General features: G+C 51.8%; 13 protein-coding genes. 1 reads left to right on the forward strand and 12 read right to left on the reverse strand.

What is annotated here, in order from left to right:
- Nucleotides 1–193 precede the first annotated feature (193 nt).
- Nucleotides 194–1,525, forward strand: a complete 1,332-nt coding sequence (argA, locus tag AB1E22_RS05170; RefSeq protein ID WP_367594371.1) for an amino-acid N-acetyltransferase — start codon at nt 194–196, stop codon at nt 1,523–1,525.
- A gap of 27 nt (nt 1,526–1,552) precedes the next feature.
- Here the strand turns inward: argA and recD are convergent, their stop codons facing one another.
- The 12 genes from recD to rppH all read right to left on the reverse strand — a co-directional run bounded on the left by recD (nt 1,553) and on the right by rppH (nt 20,103).
- A complete protein-coding gene (recD, locus tag AB1E22_RS05175) occupies nt 1,553–3,388 on the reverse strand; it encodes an exodeoxyribonuclease V subunit alpha (protein ID WP_367594372.1) in 1,836 nt (611 codons plus the stop codon).
- On the reverse strand, nt 3,385–6,927 hold the full coding sequence (recB, locus tag AB1E22_RS05180; protein ID WP_367594373.1) for an exodeoxyribonuclease V subunit beta: 3,543 nt from the start codon (nt 6,925–6,927) through the stop codon (nt 3,385–3,387). Before recB ends, recD begins: the two co-directional genes overlap by 4 nt.
- Nucleotides 6,928–6,966: 39 nt before the next feature.
- Nucleotides 6,967–9,852, reverse strand: coding sequence for a pitrilysin (ptrA, locus tag AB1E22_RS05185; RefSeq protein ID WP_367594374.1), 2,886 nt, complete (start codon nt 9,850–9,852; stop codon nt 6,967–6,969).
- A 155-nt stretch (nt 9,853–10,007) separates the two neighbouring features.
- Nucleotides 10,008–13,382: an exodeoxyribonuclease V subunit gamma gene (gene recC / locus AB1E22_RS05190; RefSeq protein WP_367594375.1), complete on the reverse strand. Its 3,375-nt coding sequence runs from the start codon at nt 13,380–13,382 to the stop codon at nt 10,008–10,010.
- Nucleotides 13,383–13,389: 7 nt separating this feature from the next.
- Complete coding sequence (locus AB1E22_RS05195) at nt 13,390–13,731, reverse strand: prepilin-type N-terminal cleavage/methylation domain-containing protein (protein WP_367594376.1); 342 nt, start codon at nt 13,729–13,731, stop codon at nt 13,390–13,392.
- Nucleotides 13,713–14,075, reverse strand: coding sequence for a DUF2509 family protein (locus AB1E22_RS05200; protein ID WP_367594377.1), 363 nt, complete (start codon nt 14,073–14,075; stop codon nt 13,713–13,715). Before AB1E22_RS05200 ends, AB1E22_RS05195 begins: the two co-directional genes overlap by 19 nt.
- Before the next feature lie 68 nt (nt 14,076–14,143).
- Nucleotides 14,144–14,704 carry a prepilin peptidase-dependent protein gene (locus AB1E22_RS05205; protein WP_367594378.1) on the reverse strand — a complete coding sequence of 187 codons (561 nt, stop codon included), beginning with the start codon at nt 14,702–14,704 and terminating at the stop codon, nt 14,144–14,146.
- Nucleotides 14,695–15,168, reverse strand: coding sequence for a prepilin peptidase-dependent protein (locus tag AB1E22_RS05210; protein ID WP_367594379.1), 474 nt, complete (start codon nt 15,166–15,168; stop codon nt 14,695–14,697). The genes AB1E22_RS05205 and AB1E22_RS05210 overlap by 10 nt, the downstream gene beginning before the upstream one ends.
- Nucleotides 15,169–15,352: 184 nt before the next feature.
- Complete coding sequence (gene thyA, locus AB1E22_RS05215; RefSeq protein ID WP_120063226.1) at nt 15,353–16,147, reverse strand: thymidylate synthase; 795 nt, start codon at nt 16,145–16,147, stop codon at nt 15,353–15,355.
- 6 nt (nt 16,148–16,153) lie between these two features.
- Entirely contained in the window at nt 16,154–17,029 is an 876-nt protein-coding gene (gene lgt, locus AB1E22_RS05220) for a prolipoprotein diacylglyceryl transferase (RefSeq protein ID WP_367594380.1), read from the reverse strand.
- 284 nt (nt 17,030–17,313) lie between these two features.
- Nucleotides 17,314–19,560 (reverse strand): phosphoenolpyruvate--protein phosphotransferase, encoded by a 2,247-nt coding sequence (ptsP, locus tag AB1E22_RS05225; RefSeq protein WP_367594381.1) that lies wholly within the window; start codon nt 19,558–19,560, stop codon nt 17,314–17,316.
- Nucleotides 19,561–19,572: 12 nt separating this feature from the next.
- Nucleotides 19,573–20,103, reverse strand: a complete 531-nt coding sequence (gene rppH, locus AB1E22_RS05230) for an RNA pyrophosphohydrolase (protein WP_034498067.1) — start codon at nt 20,101–20,103, stop codon at nt 19,573–19,575.
- Nucleotides 20,104–20,340: the final 237 nt, after the last annotated feature.

Here is a 20,340-nt window from a genome sequence, read left to right on the forward strand (position 1 = left end):
TTTTATTTTTTGAGCCGAAAACTTTAACGAAACACGCTCTGGCTGTCACCCTTAAAAGGGTAAACATTCGCAATCAAGCACATGGGGTGTCGAATGCAGAAATATCTGCTTTGCGGCAATTGCTGCTTGCACCAGAAGCAATAAAAGAATAAAAATACAGAAATTACGAATAATCATGCAATGAGGGCTTGCCGTGGTGAAGGAACGTAGAACCGAACTGGTACAGGGATTCCGCCATTCTGTTCCCTATATAAATGCCCATCGGGGAAAAACGTTTGTCATTATGCTTGGCGGCGAAGCCATTGAACACGAGAACTTTTCCAGCATCGTGAACGATATTGGGCTGCTGCACAGCCTGGGGATCCGTCTGGTGGTGGTGTATGGCGCACGCCCGCAAATTGACGCCAATCTGGCCTCGCATAATCATGAACCTATCTACCATAAACATACGCGTGTCACGGATGCAAAAACTCTGGAATTGGTAAAACAGGCCGCGGGTTTATTGCAGTTGGATATTACCGCGCGGTTATCTATGAGCCTCGGTAACACTCCGTTGCAAGGGGCGCATATCAACGTGGTGAGCGGAAACTTTATTATCGCTCAGCCGCTGGGCGTGGATGACGGCGTCGATTATTGCCACAGCGGCCGCGTTCGCCGCATCGACGAAGACGCTATCCACCGCCAACTCGATAACGGGGCAATTGTGTTAATGGGCCCGGTCGCAGTCTCCGTCACCGGCGAAAGTTTTAACCTCACGTCTGAAGAAATTGCCACGCAACTGGCGGTTAAACTTAAAGCCGAGAAAATGATTGGCTTCTGCTCTTCACAAGGGGTTATCGACGACAACGGTAATATCGTTTCCGAATTATTCCCTAACGATGCGCAAGAACGCATTGAAGAGCTGGAAGAGTCCGGTGATTACCACTCTGGCACCGTGCGCTTCTTACGTGGAGCGGTGAAGGCCTGCCGCAGCGGCGTACGCCGCAGCCATTTAATCAGCTATCAGGAAGACGGTGCGCTGTTGCAGGAACTGTTCTCCCGCGATGGGATTGGCACGCAGATTGTGATGGAAAGTGCCGAGCAAATTCGTCGCGCCACCATCAACGACATCGGCGGCATTCTGGAACTGATTCGCCCGCTTGAGCAGCAAGGTATTCTGGTGCGTCGCTCGCGTGAACAACTGGAAATGGAGATCGATAAATTCACCATCATTCAACGCGATAACCTGACCATCGCCTGTGCCGCACTCTATCCTTTCCAGGAAGAAGGGATTGGCGAAATGGCCTGCGTGGCGGTGCATCCAGATTATCGCAGTTCATCGCGCGGCGAAGTTTTACTGCAACGCATTGCTACCCAAGCCCGTCAAATGGGTCTGAGCAAGCTGTTCGTGCTCACCACGCGTAGCATTCACTGGTTCCAGGAACGCGGATTTATGCCGGTCGACGTTGAGCTGCTGCCGGAAAGCAAAAAAGAGATGTACAACTACCAGCGCCGTTCGAAAGTGCTGATGGCTGATTTAGCGTAATCGACAAGAAACTAGCCCTGCAAAGGGCTAGCTAAAACTCTCCATCAATCCGCTCCGCCGTTCGGTCTTCGTCACTATCGCCTTATCTAACACCCGATCGTCGGCATACAGAGATAATCTATTTCGCGCACGCGTAATCGCCGTATAAACCAGTTCACGCGTAACCACGGCGGTAAATTGATTGGGCAGCACCAGTGCCGCGTGGTCAAACTCCGAACCCTGCGACTTGTGAACCGTCATGGCAAAAGCGGTGTCGTGGCCCGGCAAACGGCTCGGCTGCACGGATTTGATGGAACCATCCGGCATCGGGAACCATACCCGCAGCCCCTCGCCTCTATCCAGGGCGATACCAATGTCGCCGTTGAACAGGCCCAACGCGCTATCGTTACGGGAAATCATAATGGGCCTGCCGTTATACCAGCGCGATGCCGCCTGATTTGGCCGTTCAATCAGCCGTTTTTGAATCAGCGCCTGTTCGATACGATGGTTCAAGCCGCTAACGCCAAACGGGCCGTCCCGCAACGCGCATAAGAGCTGGTAACGTCCGAATGCTTCGAGAATAGCCGCGGGTTCCGCCTGATTACGCATTAACTCCAGATATGGCCGATAACCCTCTACCGCATCCGCAATCATCGCGGCGTAATCGTCCGTCTCTCGCAGCGGTTGCTTCGTAATATCACCAAAACCTTGCGTGAATAGGGCTTTAGAGCGTTTTGCGTCACTGGCATTCACCGCAAATGCCAGTTGCCCGATACCGGAACGGCTATCAAAACGGTAACTTTTTTGCAGCAGGCAAAGCCCGTCACGCAGCACGCTTGCCTGATTTCCATCTCCTGCGGGAAGTGAATACCCCGTCAGTTGGCTTAACTCTGCCGCCCTTGCGGGCGAATATCCATGCGTAACGTAATGGCAGATATCCCCGAGCACCGCCCCCGCTTCTACCGAAGCCAGCTGATCGCGGTCACCGAGGAAGATAACCCGCGCATGCGCGGGCAGCGCGTTGATCAGTTTTGCCATCATCGGTAAATCCACCATTGAGGCTTCATCAACCACCAGCACATCAAGATGCAGCGGATTCCCGGCGTGATAACGCAGGCGCTGGCTATTGGGCTGCGCGCCCAATAATCGGTGCAACGTACACGCATCGTCAGGTAACGCAGCTTTTTGTTCATCATCGAGCGGCAATCGGCGTAACGCCGAACCTAATGATTCCGTCAGACGCGCCGCCGCTTTACCGGTCGGCGCCGCTAACTGGATACGTAAAGGTTTGGCATCTGAAAGCTGAACCAGGGCGGCGAGGAGCTTAGCGACGGTTGTCGTTTTGCCGGTACCTGGCCCGCCAGAAATCACCGAAATGCGTCGCGTCAGCGCCACGGCTGCCGCCACTTTCTGCCAGTCGGTCTCGGCCATAGGTTCAAAAAGCTGATTCAGCACGCTAATGACTTTGGTTTCATCCAGCGATATCGCGCGGTTTTCCTCGCCAAAAAAACGCGCGACCGACTGCTCGTTTTGCCACATCCGGTTCAAATAGAGCCGTTCCCCAATCAGCTTCAACGGCGTGGCCCCGTCATGCTCACTGACCGCAGGCGATGCAAGCAGCGCCTCGCGCCATTCCGTTTCTATTCCAGCCTGAGCAAAGAGTTGTGCCGCCAAATCTGGCTGTCGTCCGGCAAAACAGAATTCCGGGCTAAGACGTGAAAGAGGAATGCACACATGGCCTTCGCCCGCATCGTGGCTGACCAATGCGGCGGCAAGCATCACGGCAGGCTGTTCGTCGCTGGCAATCATCATCGCGAACTGCGAATCCAGGGCACGCAATAACTTTTGCTCGACTGCCGACTGTAAAAGCTCAGACATTTTCATGGCGTGACCTCATCCGTTTTGCAGGCAAAAAGCGCATCCATTTTTGTAATCAATTGCACATCAGGGCATGTCGAAAATATCCCTTGCGGCGAACCGTTGTTTTCAATCCCACGCAAGAAAAGATAAATAACGCCGCCGAAATGGCGCTGGTAATCGTAATCAGGAATACGGTGGCGCAGATAACGGTGTAGCGCCAGCGTATAGAGTTGATATTGCAGGTCATAGCGATGGGATTGCATCGCACCCGCCATCGCTTCCGGGGTATAAGCGCTGCTGTCTTCGCCTAGCCAGTTGGACTTGTAATCCAGCAGGTAATAGCGCCCCTGCCAGCGGAACACAAGATCGATAAAACCTTTCAACATGCCGCGCACCTGCCTGAAATTTAACGGCGGGCAACTGGCTGAGAGCGGGTCATATTCGCGCACCAGGGCGTCTAAATCTGTGGCCTGCAAATCACTCTCTATCGGCAGATAGAATTCCAACTCGACCTGTTTTTCTTGAGGCGTTAACTGGTTTAGCGACACGCCTGTTTCATTCAACGGAGCCTGTAAAATTGCCTGCAACCACTGCGTGATAATCGGCTGCCACTCTTCACCAAAACCTTGAGACGCCAGGTGCTGTGCAATCCAGACGTCATCCAGCGGCTGAGTAAAATCAATCCCTTCAAAAAGGCTATGCAAGAATGTGCCAGGCCCTGCACCACGCGGGAAGGTGTGCGGCGTAAGTAATGGCTCACTTTGCACCGGTGCCACACCTGCGGCATCCACATCCAGACGCGGCAATAAATCTAACGCCTGACTACCACCATGCTGCTGCAAGCCGGAGTAACTGGTCACGCGCCAGGTATCTACAACGTACCTTTTCATCTTCCGGGCGCTGAGTTCAGGCCGGTCTGCACTCACCGGTTTCCATGGGGTGTGATCTTCCGACTCAGGTTCTTCGACGCTGATTGACTCACCGGCCAGTTCCATCAGGCACGCCTGCAACCCCGCCGCATCTTTCGCCTCACCTTTTTGCAGAAGATAGCCGAGCGCGCCCAAATGGAGATCGCTGTTCCCTTTTTTGGCGCGATTTCCTTTAAACAACGGAGCGACACCGAGGCTGCAATGCCAGACGGAGCGCGTCAACGCTACATACAGCAGACGTAAATCTTCAGCCAGACGTTCTTCTTCCGCAAGGCTCAGGCTTTCCGCATCATCGCTTAAATCCAGTAACGGCGAAAAGGTTGAGCGGTCGTGGTACAGGCCGCTGCTCTGCGCACGGTAATTAGCAATAAATGGCAACCAGACCAGCGGATATTCCAGCCCTTTGGATTTATGGATAGTTACGACCTGAACCAGATGCCGATCGCTTTCGAGACGCAGTTGTTGGCTGGCTGCGTTGTTATCAGGCTCAGCCACCTGCTGCGCCAGCCAACGAACCAAAGCGTGTTCGCTGTCGGTTTGCGCGGACTCTTCCTGCAACAATTCGCTGATGTGCAGAATATCGGTAAGACGCCGCTCGCCGCCCGGTGTCGCCAGCAGGTTTTCGGCGACCTGGCGATGTGCGATCAACGCCCGTAGCATGGGCATCACACCCCTGCGGAGCCAAATTTGGCGATACTCCGAAAACTCTTCGACCAATCGATCCCAGGCATTTTCGTCATTGTTTAACGCCTCAATCATTCTGGCATCGAGGCCTAACATACTGGTTGCGACAGCACTACGCAGCGCGGTTTCTATTTCAGGTGCCAGCACCGCCTGTAAAATCCACAGGATTTCACGGGCTTCCGGTGTGGCAAATACCGAGTCACGATTTGAGAGATAGACCGAGGGAATATTCAGGGCGCCCAACGCTTCGCGCACAATGGATGCTTCGCCGCGGCTACGCACCAAAATCGTAATGTCTGAAGACTGCACCGGGCGAGATTTTTCACCTTTCCAAAGCAATGCTTCGCCGCGCTGCCCGGCACTCAGCCAGTCACGAATCTGCTGGGCACACTGCATCGCCATGGTTTGTTGGTAATCACTTACACCACATCCATCGCCGGGCTTAACCCAAAGAGACAGCGCCGCCTGTGTTTTTCCTTTAAAAGTAAAACGCAGGCCGCTGTTCTTCTCCGCCGCTTTCACGGGCAAGAAGGGAATTTGCTGAAATAAGAAAGGATTATCCAGTTGTTGGAACAGAGTATTTACGCTGTTTATCATCATCGGCGATGAGCGCCAGTTAGTGTCCAACGTATAGTGGGCACTTACCTCGCGGCGGGCTTTCATATAGGTAAAAATATCCGCGCCACGGAATGCGTAAATAGCCTGTTTTGGATCACCGATAAGCAGGAGCGCCGTATCTGGCTGATTGAGATACAAGCGCCTGAAAATGCGATATTGCTGCGGATCGGTATCCTGGAACTCATCGATCATTGCCGCCGGGAACCGGCCACGAATCGCAGCAGCAAGTGCATCACCGCCAGGTTTGCGTAACGCTTCATCAAGGCGAGTCAGCATATCGTCAAAACCTAACTCGCCACGGCGGCGTTTTTCTTGCTGCACGGTATAGCGGATTTCAGCCATCGCACGGGCGATAACTAAATCACGCAGCGTCAGCGGTTCGCCTAGCAGGCTGTTAATCGCTCTGAAAATAGGATGTTGCGGCGGCTGCCCTTCTTTGGTTTTCTCATCAAGCATCGACTGAGAAAAGCGCTCTAATTGCTCGGGCAATTTGTAGGTTGTGGTTTCTGACTGCGCCCATGTACCGACGATATTCAGCCAGTTAGGTAAGTTTTTACTGCTGTAACTGCGGCGATCTATTTTAGCCACGTTCAGGATCTGCGCAATTTCATCCGCGCAGGCACGCCACTGTGCTTTCACATCCTCAATTGCGTCGATGATTTTTTGATGACGGGCGAGCAGCGTTTCGTCGTCGGCCGGGGGCTGTTTCAGAACCGGTTGTTCGCCTTGCAGCCAACTGTTGATATCCCGGAGCAGTTCATCAGGCCCCGCCCATTCATCCGCCATAACCTGGGCAACAGGTTTAGGTAATGGGTAACAATGGCGTCGCCAGAAATCCGCACATGCGTGGCGGCGTAACAGCGATTCATCTTCAATGAGCTGTTGTTCAAACAGCATGCCCGATTCAAAAGCATTCAGGCTAAGCATGCGCTGGCAAAAACCATGGATGGTGAAAATGGCGGCTTCGTCCATTTGCTGTTCGGCGAGTCGCAGAATTTGGGCAGCCTGCTGAAGGTCAGGGATTTCTGCCAGCAAGTTTTGGAACAGGGGATTTTCCGTGCGATTGCGTATACAGGCGATACGCAGCTCATGAATATTGGCGCGAATACGGCCTCGGAGCTCTTCAGTCGCGGCCTGAGTAAAGGTTACGACCAGTAATTCTTCAACGGAAAGAGGCCGGGGATGGGCATTTTCCCCACCCAGGCCAAGCAACAAACGCAGATACAGCGCCGCAATGGTGAACGTTTTTCCGGTACCGGCAGAGGCTTCAATCAGTCGCTCCCCCGTCAAAGGTAAACTTAGGGGATCAAGAGGCTGCGTAGTTCCGGTCATTATTCCTCACGTTTTATCCCCGCAGGCGCGGGGAACATGTTATTTAGCGTCTACCTGTGGTAACGATTGTTGCAATCCGCTGACCTCCTTCCAGGTTTTCCAACCGTCCGGAGCGGCATACTCTGCCTTACCATTGTGGCTACCAGAAACTTGCGACAGGACAGCCATTCCCTGCGGTTCAATCACCGCCTGGTGGAAGAAATCGGCCAGTTTTTGTGGGGTCAACTTTTTAATTTCGGCGACTACTTTATCACGCGAATCAAAGTCCAGGTTTCCACGATCAAAATCTTTGCTCAATTGCGAGGCTTCCTGAGACAAAGTTTGCGGCGCCTGCATTATTTCGGTGATCATTCCTTGCTGCAACTGCGCGAAATCTTCCGCACTCATATTACGTAATTTTTGCTCAGCGATTGGGTAAAACGCTTTAAAACGCTGATACAAATAGGCCGGTTGCTTATCATTGCTTTGCAATAAGAAGCCGATTCCCCATTGACGGCCAATCGACATTGGGAAGGCAAATACCGCATAGCCCAACTGTTCCTGTGTGCGCAACTGGTTGTAGAACCACGGCTGAATGATCTGCCCCAACATTGAGCTATAAGCCGTACTCGCCATCTCGTCATAACCTTTCGGTACATAAACCGCGGCTAATGCTGAGTCAGTGCTGCTCCCCGTTTTTTCGAACATCGCTAAATGTTGTTTATCCACCAGCACGTCTTTATTGCGGCACCACTCATTCCCTTTGGTACCAAGCTGGCTTTGTACCCGATGCGCCAGATCTTTAGCCTGATCCGCAGACATATTACCCAGGACTAAAAACTCAGGTTTCGCATTGGTTTTTAATACTTCACGATATTCGAGCACGTCTTTTAAGGTCAGCGTTGGCAATAATGCCCGGCGTATTTCACGCTGGAAATACGGCACCTGCGACACCATTTGTACAGGCATAATCGCCTGATCGTAGGCTTTGCCTTTTTCAGCAGAATCCATCATCTGTGCATACCATGACTTCGCCTGCTCAAGCTGTTCTTCCGTCGGTGTATAAGAGAAATACCCTTTTAACAGCGCTTCAAAAAGCTGCGGTAAACGTTGGGTGTAACCGTTGGCATTCACCATTAAGCCGCTGTTAGCGTTGGTCGAAAAACCAATTCCGCCGATGGAAGCCTGATTACTGAGCTCGTCGAGGGCAATGCCCGCCAGGTAGTCATTTAAGGCAAACAGCACCTGATTTTTTGCACTGTCCATCGCCTGCGGGTTACGCAGCACCATGGTCACATCAGCTTTAGGTTCGCTGGCAAAGTAGTGACTTGGCATATACAGCACGCGTAATCCCGGTTCTTTCACCAGCAGCTCTGGATGAGAATAGGTTTTGTCAGGTTTTACCAACGTAAAGTCGTCAGGAATGTACGGGTTCAACCGCGGCAACTCCAGCTTGATGGCCGCTGCTTTTTGCTGCCAGGTATCAAATACCTGCGGGGTAATTTTGTCGACCTGATAAGGGGCTTCGACAAAATAGGCCATTTTGTTGTGAGGCTCTTTCGGGCTGATATACCAAACGCGAGCATTTTGCGGCGTCATCATATCCAAACGGGATTTAATCGCTGCGGGATCGTATTGATCGGCAATGTTTACGGCATCCAGCGTATGCTCGACAGGAACACGCAGCATGGTGTCAGCTAACCATTCAACGTAATCCATATCACGAGTAATCGACGGATAACGGAAGTCGAGATCCAGCACATGAGCCAGTTCATCGAAATAGCTTTTATCAACGCCCGTTTCACGCAATTTATTCAAATAGCTGAATATAGCGGCAACCACTTCATCCCGCTGTGCGAGGCCTTTGTCGGTTAACGAGACAGAAATGGCGAACACGCCACTATTCCCATTCACCAACGGGTCAGAATCAGCACGAATGCTGTCTGCAAGCCCCTGCTTTTGCAGCCAGTCAGAGAGCGTATTGTTGCTACGGTTGCCAATCAAATAGCCAATTAGCTCATCCGTTTTGCTGCGGAATTTATCGCTATTATTGTCGATGCGAAATTCAACGCGGACCACTTTACGCGGCAGCGCTGGCACATAATGAATGACGATGCCTTTTTGCGCCTCGGTCACAACCGGCACATCAATAACAGGCCGTTCGATATTTTTATTCGGCACGCGACCATAAGTTTCTACAGCAATTTTAGCCAGTTCAGGCAGAGGCTTATTGCTGTAAATAACCGCTTTCATCAGGTTCGCGGAATAGTATTTATCCCGAAAAGCCACCAGCGCATCCAACAATTTACTACCCGGTTTATCACGCAGAGTTTCCAGATTCCCGCCAGAAAAACGCGAACCAGGGTGCGCTGGGTTAATGGTTTCTGCACTAACCTGCGCCATACGCATACCGTCACGAGCGCGGGCCAGGGTCAGCTCGGCGTTCACCGCGTTACGTTCACGCTCGGCATACTCAGGGGCAAGGTTTGGCTCAGCGATAGCATCCGACAAGCGATCTACCGCTCCTTCCAACGCGTCATTTTCCACTTCGAGATAAAATGCGGTGCGGTAGGTCGCGGTGCTGGCGTTATGGCTGCCACCGTGCTTTTTGAGGAATTCTGACAGGCTATCCGGCTCGGGATATTTTTTGGAGCCCATCAGCGTCATGTGTTCAAGGTAGTGAGCCAGGCCAAGATGGTCGTCAGGATCTTCAAGGGATCCAACAGGCACCACCAGCGCAGACAATGACTTAACAGCCTGCGGATCAGAAACCAGCAGAACCGTCATGCCGTTATCAAGGCGCACAGCCTGATATTGGCGATTGTCTTTCTCACTTTTACGGATAGTTTCCTGGATAGGTTGCCAACCCGTGTCTGCCTGACTTAATGGTGCCCAAAGAGCAACTAACAAGAAAAGCGGTTTTAACCAGGTGCTGCATTTAGGCATTCACGAACCTCATAATCACGAAACTTCCTAACTCACTCATCATTAACAACTTTTAAAAACAATCTGTTATTTTAGTTGTTTCTTTTTTCGCCAATCCTGAGCAAGTTGCGCATCATAAATGAACCTGCCGGATTGTGCAATTTTTATACTATTATTTAGGCTTTATTGAAGCGAAACATCGGCAGCAAGTAACGCTCAGCTTCGGTAATAATCGCTTCGTAGTAATCAGGCTCCAGAGTTCGATACAGGCGTTGCAACCACATATCTGCCCCCTCGCCTTCTACTCGCTGATTACCTTCCCAGGCGGCCAATAGCTTACTTTTGGCTTTCTGTTGCGTTTGCTCATCCCATAAAATGGCATCATTTGCCGGTTCATAACAGGCTTTTATCCATGCCCCACCGCTTACAGGCAGTAATATGAGCGGCTCAACCCATCCTTTCCGGTATCCCTCAACCAGTTGCCTGAGGTACTGTTGCGCCTGTTTCACCTCCAGTGCAGTGAATTTCCACTCGGTTGAATCACGTCCATAAAGACGGCTTTCGCCCTTTCCACCCATCGCGCACCAAACCACATGTTCAATCCACAATTGCAGACCGTGTGCGGGGTTCAGAATTGACGGACGCCAACGCAGCAGCCCATCGTCCTGAACATCCGACAACCACCCTTCCAGACTTGTTCCATCAACCTGCAGTGAGACTTCCAGGCTGCTACCATTTTGCCGCTCGGCTCTCACTTTTTGCGCCAGCTCCTCCATTTCGAGTAACTGGTTTTCCCATAATATTTCGCCAAATGCGCCATACGGCAACGTGCCTGCCGCCCGGTAACGACGGAACAACTGCTGCGTATCGCCTTCCTGAACCAGGGTATTCAGCAATTCCTGATTCATCTGGAAACGTTCAAGGCTATCTAATGTGAAAGGTTCGGCGTCAGGAAGATCGGTTTCTTCAAGCCTGAAGTGAATCCCGAGACGCATCTGGAAGAACGCGCGTACAGGGTGTCGCCAGAAACGTTGTAACTGATCCAGCGTAATGATCTCATGAACCTTTTCTTGCAACGGCTGAATAAACGGCACCTGGGTTTGGCCCTGCTCACTCGCAGCGGGTAGCCATTCGTTAGCGTAACTTTGCGATGTCGTTCCTGGTAAAAAATTACCTGCTTCAAAGGGAGTGCGGTGGTGCTGTTGAACCAGATGCTTTTTCACCTGTTCGCTGCTTTCATCGCAGGTACGTTCAACGTCTCGCGGCAAGCAGTGGCTTTGCGCGATGTAATCCAGCAGTTCGTCAACCAATACAGAAGGATAGCGTTGACTGTTATCCTGGATTGAGCGCCCAATATAGCTGATATAAAAACGTACCTGCGCGGAGTTGAGGGCCTCCAGGAACAAATAGCGGTCATCATCCCGGCGGCTACGATCCCCACGCTGCGGTTTTTGGCTCATCAAATCGAACCCAAGCGGCGCTAAAGTACGCGGGTAAATGCCGTCATTCATGCCCAGCAAGCAAACCACTTTAAATGGGATAGAACGCATCGGCATCAGGGTGCAGAAGTTGATTGGCCCGGCTAAGAAGCGTTGGCTGATACGCTCCTGGTCAAGCCGTTGAGCCAGATCATCCCGCAATAAAACCAGCTGAACGTTTTCCTGATATTGCGATTCCACACCGTATTTGATGATTTCTTGCCACTGCTGCTCAATAAGCGCCAACGCAGCTTCAGTTTCCGTATCAGGCAGGAAGAAACTCGTTAACATCTCGCGACAGACGGTCGTCCATTCCGTTAATGGCCGCGCCACGGAAAGCTCACGCCGCCAAATATTCAGCTGCATTAAGAGCTCAGCCAGTTGTCCAACAAGTTCAGCAATTAAACCGCTCGATTCATCGTAAGGAAGGATCGACTGCCATTCCCCCGCCTGGCTTTCCATCGCATAGCCAAGCAGCATACGGGTTAAGCCAAAGCGCCATGTATGCTGCCCGGTTGCCGGGAGATCCAGTTCTCTCACGTTGTCATCATCAATCCCCCATCGGATTCCTGACTCATTGACCCATAGACGTAAATAACGCAGTCCTTCTTCGTTAATAGAAAAACGGGCGGCTAAGGCAGGAACTTCAAGCAGAGCAAGAACATCTTGCGCAGCAAAACGGCTATCAGGGAGTGAAAGTAATGAGATAAAGGCTTGTAGGGCCGGGTGCGCCTGACGGGCACGACGGTCAGAAATAGCAAAAGGAAGCCTGCGCTCGCCAACGGCGCTGCCAAATACCGCCTGGATAAAGGGGCTGTAACTGTCGATATCTGCCACCATCACGATAATATCGCGCGGGGTTAGCGTCGGGTCAGCATCCAGCATCGCCAGAAGTTGATCGTGCAGGACTTCAACTTCGCGCTGAGGGCTATGACATTCGTGGAAAGTGACAGAACGATCGTCCGCAGAAAGAATGCGTTTTTTATGGCTATGTTCAAACTCGTCTTCGGTTAGCCCGGTAACCGCATTGTTCTGAAGCTCAAGCAAATCAAACTGCAAACAACTCAGCAGGTTAGTAGGTTCAAGATCGACAAATACGTCAATTTCCTCAAAATGTTGTAGTTCAGCTAACAGGAAAGTGTAATCCCGTCCTAACTTTCCCCATGACGCCAGCAACGGGTTGCCAATATCTTGCTGACCGTCATCGTTAAACAGCGAAGAAGCTGTCTCGCTATCTTTAAACAATGGAAGAGTGATCTCTTCCTGGGCATGTTTCCGGCGGCGGCGACTAATCAACCGGGCAAAATAGGCAGGGTCTTTAATATCGCCCCAGTAGTAACGACATGGGTTGGTAAACAGCAAATGCACATCAATATGTTTACCCAGCGCCTGAAGTGCCTGAAGGTAGACCGGAGGCAATGCCGAAATACCGCAGATAAAGACGCGGGCAGGCAAGCCCTGAGGGCATTCACGGCTTGATTCCAGGGTATCAATGAAACGTTGATACAGGTTTGCACGGTGCCATTCTGGTTGCCCAAGTTCATGCGTATGGCGAACTAATGCTGCCCACAGCGGGGCCTGCCACAGTTGCGCTTCCCCCACATTGTCGACAAGCTCCCCTTTTTCCCAATGGCTTAACCAACCCGGTCGATATACTAAATATTGGTCATAGAGATCGGCAATTCTTGAGGCCAACTGAGAGAGTTTTCTGCCATTTTCATCCTGTTCCAGATATTGGTTCAGCAAGGCAAATTCAGGCCTTTCGAGCATCGTGGGGATGAGCGTCATCAACTTCCAGCTCATACTCTGCTTATTGAACGCACTTTGTTCCGGGATGTTTGGTAACACCCGTACAAACATATCCCAGATAAAACTCGCCGGAAGCGGGAAACTAATGTTCGCCGCAATACCAAATTTTTGAGCCAGCGTCATTTGCAGCCATTGCGCCATACCAGTGCTTTGTACCAACACAACCTCTGGTTGGAAAGGGTCCGGCAGCGGTTGCCTTTCCACAATAAATTCCATAATTGCTTCCAGCACATCCAGGCGGTTGGAATGGTAAACACGCAACATAGAATCGCTACTCCTGACTTTTCTCGTTCTGAGGACAATGTAACCGCGCCAACTGCCCGGTTCGCCCAACAGGGCTGGTAATCGTAACGGTGATGCTGACACATCCCGCCGCTGATGTCTGCTGCCGACTGACTTTCCATTCACTGGTTGGCAATGGTGATTCGGGTTCCCCCATTTCGGCGGCTAATCGCCAAAGCTGACGGAATTGCCATTGTGACTGGAATCCCTGCTGTAAGACGCGGTGATAACCCAATAAGGCCAGCATCACCACTGAAAACAGCGCCATCGCACAAAGCACTTCAATCAAACTGAATCCACTCTGGATTGATTTTACTGGGGTAACTGGCACTGGGCAGCCTCCGTTAGCGGGCAAAAATCAAGCCAGCCATGTGGCATTGATAACCAACGTGAGTTATCTATCGTTCCCCACTGCCAGAGCGTTAAAGGTGTTTGCTGGCCTGAAATAACGCCATATACAGCCAATACAAACTCACTCTTTTCTACGTGTAATACACACGCTTTCCAGCCTTTTTCTGGCCGGTGTTGGCATTGCCATTTTTGCTGCGGTTGCCACAATAGCTGGCTCCCCCAGGCTTGAGCTGAAGCGGCGGCTACATATTGTTTAATAAAACTGACTTCACTGGTCACCAAATGGCGTTGGTGACTTAGCTGCTGTTGCAATCCACTGAGCATAAGTATCCCTAAAGAAAACAATAGCAGCACGAACCCAAGGGTAGAGTTTCCTTTCTCAGCGAGTCTGGTCACAGGTTGTATCCCGCAACGATATGGCGTAAAGACACCGGGGTTTCGCCCTTTCTGAAAGCGGCTGCCAACTCAATTACCAGTAGTGGAGGCAGAGAATGTCGCGCCATCTGGGTTACTGAAAATTTTTGTATCACCATAGTGGCGGGATCGGAGATCTTCTCCCAGCCGCTACCTTCACAGCTGGTTGCACCACGCATCGCTTCCAGAGTGTTATTGTTAAGACGAAACCCAGTCTGCTCAGCTTCCGAATGGCCGGAAGGTTCCCATCGACCATTACTGTTGCTATCCCATTGCAACAGAACACACTCGCCCCCCTTGCGCAGTGCCAGCCCATTGCCCTGGCACTTTCCGTGACAGTAACCTGCACGTTGCAATTGTTTTCCCACGCTAAACGCCAATTGCCACAGCGATTCTTGCAAGGTTTCTTTTTGATATTGTTGCAGCACTGCTCGCTGTAAAACAGGAAATAACCGGCCTGCGCCCAGCAAAACAATACTGCTCAATGCCATCGCAATAAGTGTTTCAAGTAAGGTGAATCCATGCTGATTTAGCTGCATTTGTTACTCCCTGTCACTTCGCAGACACGAATTCGTCCCTGAGCCGAAAGTATAATGCGCCACTTTCCGGTAGGACTTTGTACCGTAATATGCCCGGGCCAGGCGGTGTTTCTTACCCCATAAAAACCAAGCCCCGGCGTTATCTCTGTGATATCAACATCTGCAAAAGGCTGGACCAACTGCCAGCGCCCCCCTGGCTTACAGGTGTTTACATCAATCTGTTTGCTCGACAAACACCAGCCTCCCGCACTGCGATTTACCCTAAGCAAATGGTCGCGGTTATGCCAGTTAGCGTCGCTGCGCAACTGTTCAAGCAGATTGCGAATCTGCTGCGTAGCGATCCCCAGCCGCTGCTGTTGCTGCCACTTTTGCCAGCCGTAAACCCCGCCTGCGCTAAGCATTGCAACAAGGGCCATCACCACCATCATTTCTATCAGGCTGAAGCCATGTTCTTTTGTTTTCATGGCGGCATTGTGCCCACTGCCAGATTCTCCGCTACTGGCAAAGGTTTGTTTTTCGAGAGCTCTCGAAGGAAAGTTTTGCTGTTGCAATAGATTACAAAAGCGCAGGAAGGCGGCTCGCAAAGCTATCTTTTGGGCAAAAAAAACCGGCGCACAAATGGCACCGGTTATGGCAGGCTGTCAGCGATTAGATAGCCACAGGAGCTTTAATCGCTGGGTGAGGATCGTAGCCTTCTATTTCGAAATCTTCAAAACGGTAGTCAAACAGAGATTCAGGTTTGCGTTTGATGACCAATTTTGGCAGCGCACGCGGTTCGCGAGTTAATTGCAAACGCGTTTGCTCCAGGTGATTGCTGTACAGGTGAGTATCCCCCCCGGTCCAGACAAAATCGCCCACTTCCAGGTCGCACTGTTGCGCCATCATATGCACCAGCAAAGCGTAGCTGGCGATATTAAATGGAAGACCTAAGAAGATATCGCAAGAACGCTGGTAAAGCTGGCAGGAGAGTTTGCCGTCAGCAACATAGAACTGGAAGAAAGCGTGGCACGGGGCCAGCGCCATTTTGTCCAGCTCGCCCACGTTCCATGCAGAAACAATGATACGGCGTGAATCCGGATCGTTTTTAAGCTGGTTAATTACGGTGGTTAGCTGGTCAATGTGACGACCATCAGGCGTAGCCCAGGAACGCCACTGCTTACCATACACCGGGCCAAGGTCACCATTTTCATCTGCCCATTCGTCCCAGATTGAGACGTTGTTTTCATGCAGATAGGCCACGTTGGTGTCACCTTTCAAAAACCACAGCAGTTCATGAATGATGGAGCGTAAATGGCAGCGTTTAGTGGTAACCAGCGGGAAACCATCTTGCAGATTAAAGCGCATCTGATGACCGAAAATCGACAGCGTACCCGTGCCGGTACGGTCATCTTTTGGTGTGCCGTTTTCCAGCACATGTTTCATCAAATCAAGATACTGTTGCATGTTTCCTCACGAAAGCTGTTGCTGTGGACGGCGACGATACGCCCAAACCATCATAATCACACCCGCGACAATCATCGGAATCGAGAGGATTTGCCCCATGCTGATGTACTGAACCCAGGCACCGGTAAACTGTTGGTCCGGCTGGCGGAAGAATTCAACGATGATACGGAATGCGCCATAGCCAATCAGGAACAGGCCAGAAACGGCCCCCATTGGGCGCGGCTTGCGGATAAATAGGTTAAGAATGATGAAGAGCACAATGCCTTCCAAAACCATTTCATAAAGCTGGGAAGGATGGCGCGGCAGTACGCCGTAGGTGTTAAACAAAGACTGCCATTCTGGATGAGTGGCAAGCAGGCCGATGTCTTCGCTACGGGAGCCCGGGAACAACATGGCCCACTGGAAGTTTGGATCAACACGGCCCCACAATTCACCATTGATGAAGTTGCCAAGGCGGCCAGCGCCCAGGCCAAATGGAATCAGTGGCGCAATGAAATCAGCGACCTGGAAGAAGGAGCGCTGGGTTCGACGCGCGAACCAGATCATCACGCAGATAACACCGACCAGTCCACCGTGGAAGGACATGCCGCCATCCCAGACTTTGAACAGGTACAGGGGATCGGCAAGGAAAGCAGGCAGGTTGTAGAAGAAAACATACCCAAGACGCCCACCCAAGAAAACACCCAGGAAGCCCGCGTAGAGCAGGTTTTCTACTTCGTCTTTTGTCCAACCGCTGCCTGGCTTATTGGCACGGCGGCCCGCAAGCCACATGGCAAACACGAAACCGACCAGGTACATCACGCCATACCAGTGCAAAGAGACTGGCCCGACGGAAAAAATCACCGGGTCAAATTCAGGGAAATGCAGATAGCCACTATTCATCTGTCACCACAAACCGTTGTTACCCCACCGAAAGTCGACGATGGGTTGCAAGTACGCATCTGTGCTGATGCGCTCCGAAAGCAGCGGATCATAGCACAAAGGGTGGGAGGGTTGAGTCGGGCAAGTTGTAAAAGATATGTAATATAGCCGTCATCCCTCAAGCCACAGAGGTGTTAGCAGCACTCATAAACCCGAATGACTTACTAAAGGGGTTTATTCCCTTACCGTCTACCTGTAACTCGAATGCTAACGGCTATTTATAAACTGGAGAAACAACGGGCGCCTTAGCGCCCGCCGCGAATCAGGCCGCCCATACCACGGCGCTCCATGAAAGAGGCTACTTGATGGCGCACCTCTGTTGCGAGTTGGGCCTCAAGGCTACGCTGCGCAAGCAGTTGAGCCTCTTCCTGGCTGATATGACGAAGCAGATATTTGACGCGTGCAACCGAACGTCCGTTCATTGATAGATGGCGATATCCCATCCCTACAAGTAGGGCGACGCACATCGGGTCGCCCGCCATTTCACCGCACAGGCAAAGATCGATACCGTTACGTTCCGCTTCTTTTGCAATGTGGTGCAATGCGCGCAGCATCGCCGGGTGCAGGCTGTCATAGAGGCTTGCAACACGAGTATTGTTTCGGTCAACGGCCAGCAGATACTGCGTCAGGTCATTCGTTCCGACAGAGATAAAATCAACCCGGCTGGCAAGGTGCCCCATCATAAATACCATTGATGGGACTTCAACCATCACGCCGATGCGCGGTTTGGGTAATTCGTATCCGAGCACCTCTTCCACTTCACGCCCGGCGCGATCGATGAGACGGCGCGCTTCATCTATCTCGTCGATACTGGTGATCATCGGCAGAAGAATACTTAAATTGCCCGTTGCCGCGTTCGCACGCAGCATGGCACGCACCTGCACCAAGAAAATCTCTGGTTGGTCAAGCGTGATGCGGATCCCACGCCACCCCAGGCATGGGTTTTCTTCGCTGATGGGCATATACGGCAGTTGTTTATCAGCCCCTACATCAAGCGTTCGCAGCGTGACCGGCTTGTCGTTAAACATCTGCAACATGCCCTGGTATTGGGCAACTTGCTCTTCTTCTGATGGGAAACCACTTTGCAGCATAAACGGGATTTCTGTGCGATACAGGCCGATACCATCAATGCGGCTACCTAGCTGCTGCTCATGTTCAGGGCTAAGACCCGCATTGAGCATCACCTGCACCCGTTCACCGCTTTTCAGCGCGGCGGCGCTATCAACATCGTCTTCGACCAGGCGGCTGAGTTCGTTCTCTTCGGTGATGAGGCGCTGGTATTCCTGCAACAGCACGGTTTCAGGATCAACCAGGAGCTCGCCGCGGTAACCATCAACCACTAAGGTGCGGCGGTGCAGCACCGAAGGCTGAATATCCGCGCCCATCACCGTCGGGATACCCAACGCGCGCACCATAATCGCTGCGTGAGAGTTCGCCGCACCGTCGCGCACCACGACACCCACCAGACGGTTTTGCGGTAATTCGGCAAGCGTGGTGGCCGATAGCTCATCGGCGACTAAAACAAATCGTTCAGGCCAGGTATTTGGGCTCTGAATGTTATCGTCGAGATGGAATAACAGGCGCTGGCCGAGCGTGCGGAGATCCCCCGCTCGCTCTTTTAAGTAGCCATCAGTAAGACTTGCGAACTGTTCCGCAAATTTTTCGACGACTTTTTTAACCGCCCATTCAGCCACCGACCCTCGATCCACTTCTTCAAATAATTCACGACGAAGCCGGGCATCGGTGAGTAGATGCGAGTAAAGATCAAAAATAGCCGCCGTTTCTTTCTGAGCGCCCGCCGCAAAGCGTTTACTGTAGCGGCGAAACTCATTTGAAGCCTCTTCAATAGCGGCGGTCAGGCGTTCTCGCTCAAGCGTTGTATCAAGCGTTGAGGCTTCAGACACTTGCTCCATGAGCGGAAGCGTCGAGTCCATCCAGCCTTCAGCTATCGCAACGCCGGGTGATGCAGGCAGCGCACGAATACGCGTCTGGCGATATTGGCCAAACAGGGCTGCAAGCTGAGATTGAGAGAGAATCGCGGCCATTTGCGTGGCGAGCGTGACGAGGAAGGACTCCTCGCTTTCATCATATTGCCGGTGCTCACGTTGCTGCACCACCAGCACACCCAGCAACTGGCGTCGCTGAATGATTGGGACCCCAAGGAAGGCACGAAAACGCTCCTCTTTTACCGCGGGGACATATTTAAAGCTGGGGTGTTTCTGCGCATCCGCAAGGTTAATAGGTTCGGCAAGACGGCCCACCAACCCAACGATACCTTCATCAAACGCGAGTGTGATGGTACGGCCACGCGGCTTTTTAAGGCCGCGCGTCGCCATCAGGTAAAAGCAACGCCGGTCATGATCTGCGAGATAAACCGAGCAGACCTCGGTGTCCATCGCAAGGCAGATGTCTGTAACCAGAATATCCAACGCCTCATTGAGGCGCGGAGCACTGGCAACCTTCTCGACTATTTCTCGCAGGCGGGTGAGCATTTTTCGCGTGACTTAACCTCTTTTACGTCGCCATGCAGGCGCGTTATTACGTGGTGGCGTAACTTCCTGCAACGGCATTACAACGCTTGCAAACTCTTTCATCACCCGACGATAAACATCGCGTTTAAAGGAGACGACCTGACGAACCGGGTACCAATAGCTCACCCAGCGCCAGCCATCAAACTCTGGGGTACTGCTGGTTTGCATATTGATATCGTTGTCGCTGCTGATCAACTGCAAAAGAAACCACTTTTGTTTCTGGCCGATACAAACCGGCTTTGTGTCCCAACGCACCAAACGTTTCGGTAACTTGTAACGTAACCAGTTTCGGGTCGAGGCGAGTATTCGGACATCTTTTCGCTGTAACCCCACTTCCTCGAAAAGCTCCCGGTACATTGCCTGTTCCGGGGATTCGCCAGGATTGATGCCACCTTGCGGAAACTGCCAGGAATGTTGACCAAAACGCCTGGCCCACATCACTTGACCCTGCCGATTACAGATTACGATACCAACATTCGGGCGGTAGCCATCATCATCGATCACCGGACTACCTCAAAACAAACTTAGATTAGGGCGATTGTTTCATACAAGCGCTAGACGGTAAACCACTGTGTAACGGTTGCTATAAGGAATAACATTTGAATAACTCACAAAATATGTCCGAGTTATAAACATTAGAGGCCGGGAGCCTGGGAGTTTATTCACTTTTTCTGTGGATATAACTGTGAAGAACTACCTAATACACTCGGGACAACTTAGGATAACTCTAAAAAATGCTCG

It is taken from the genome of Buttiauxella gaviniae, assembly GCF_040786275.1.
In the GTDB taxonomy this organism is placed as follows: domain Bacteria; phylum Pseudomonadota; class Gammaproteobacteria; order Enterobacterales; family Enterobacteriaceae; genus Buttiauxella; species Buttiauxella gaviniae_A.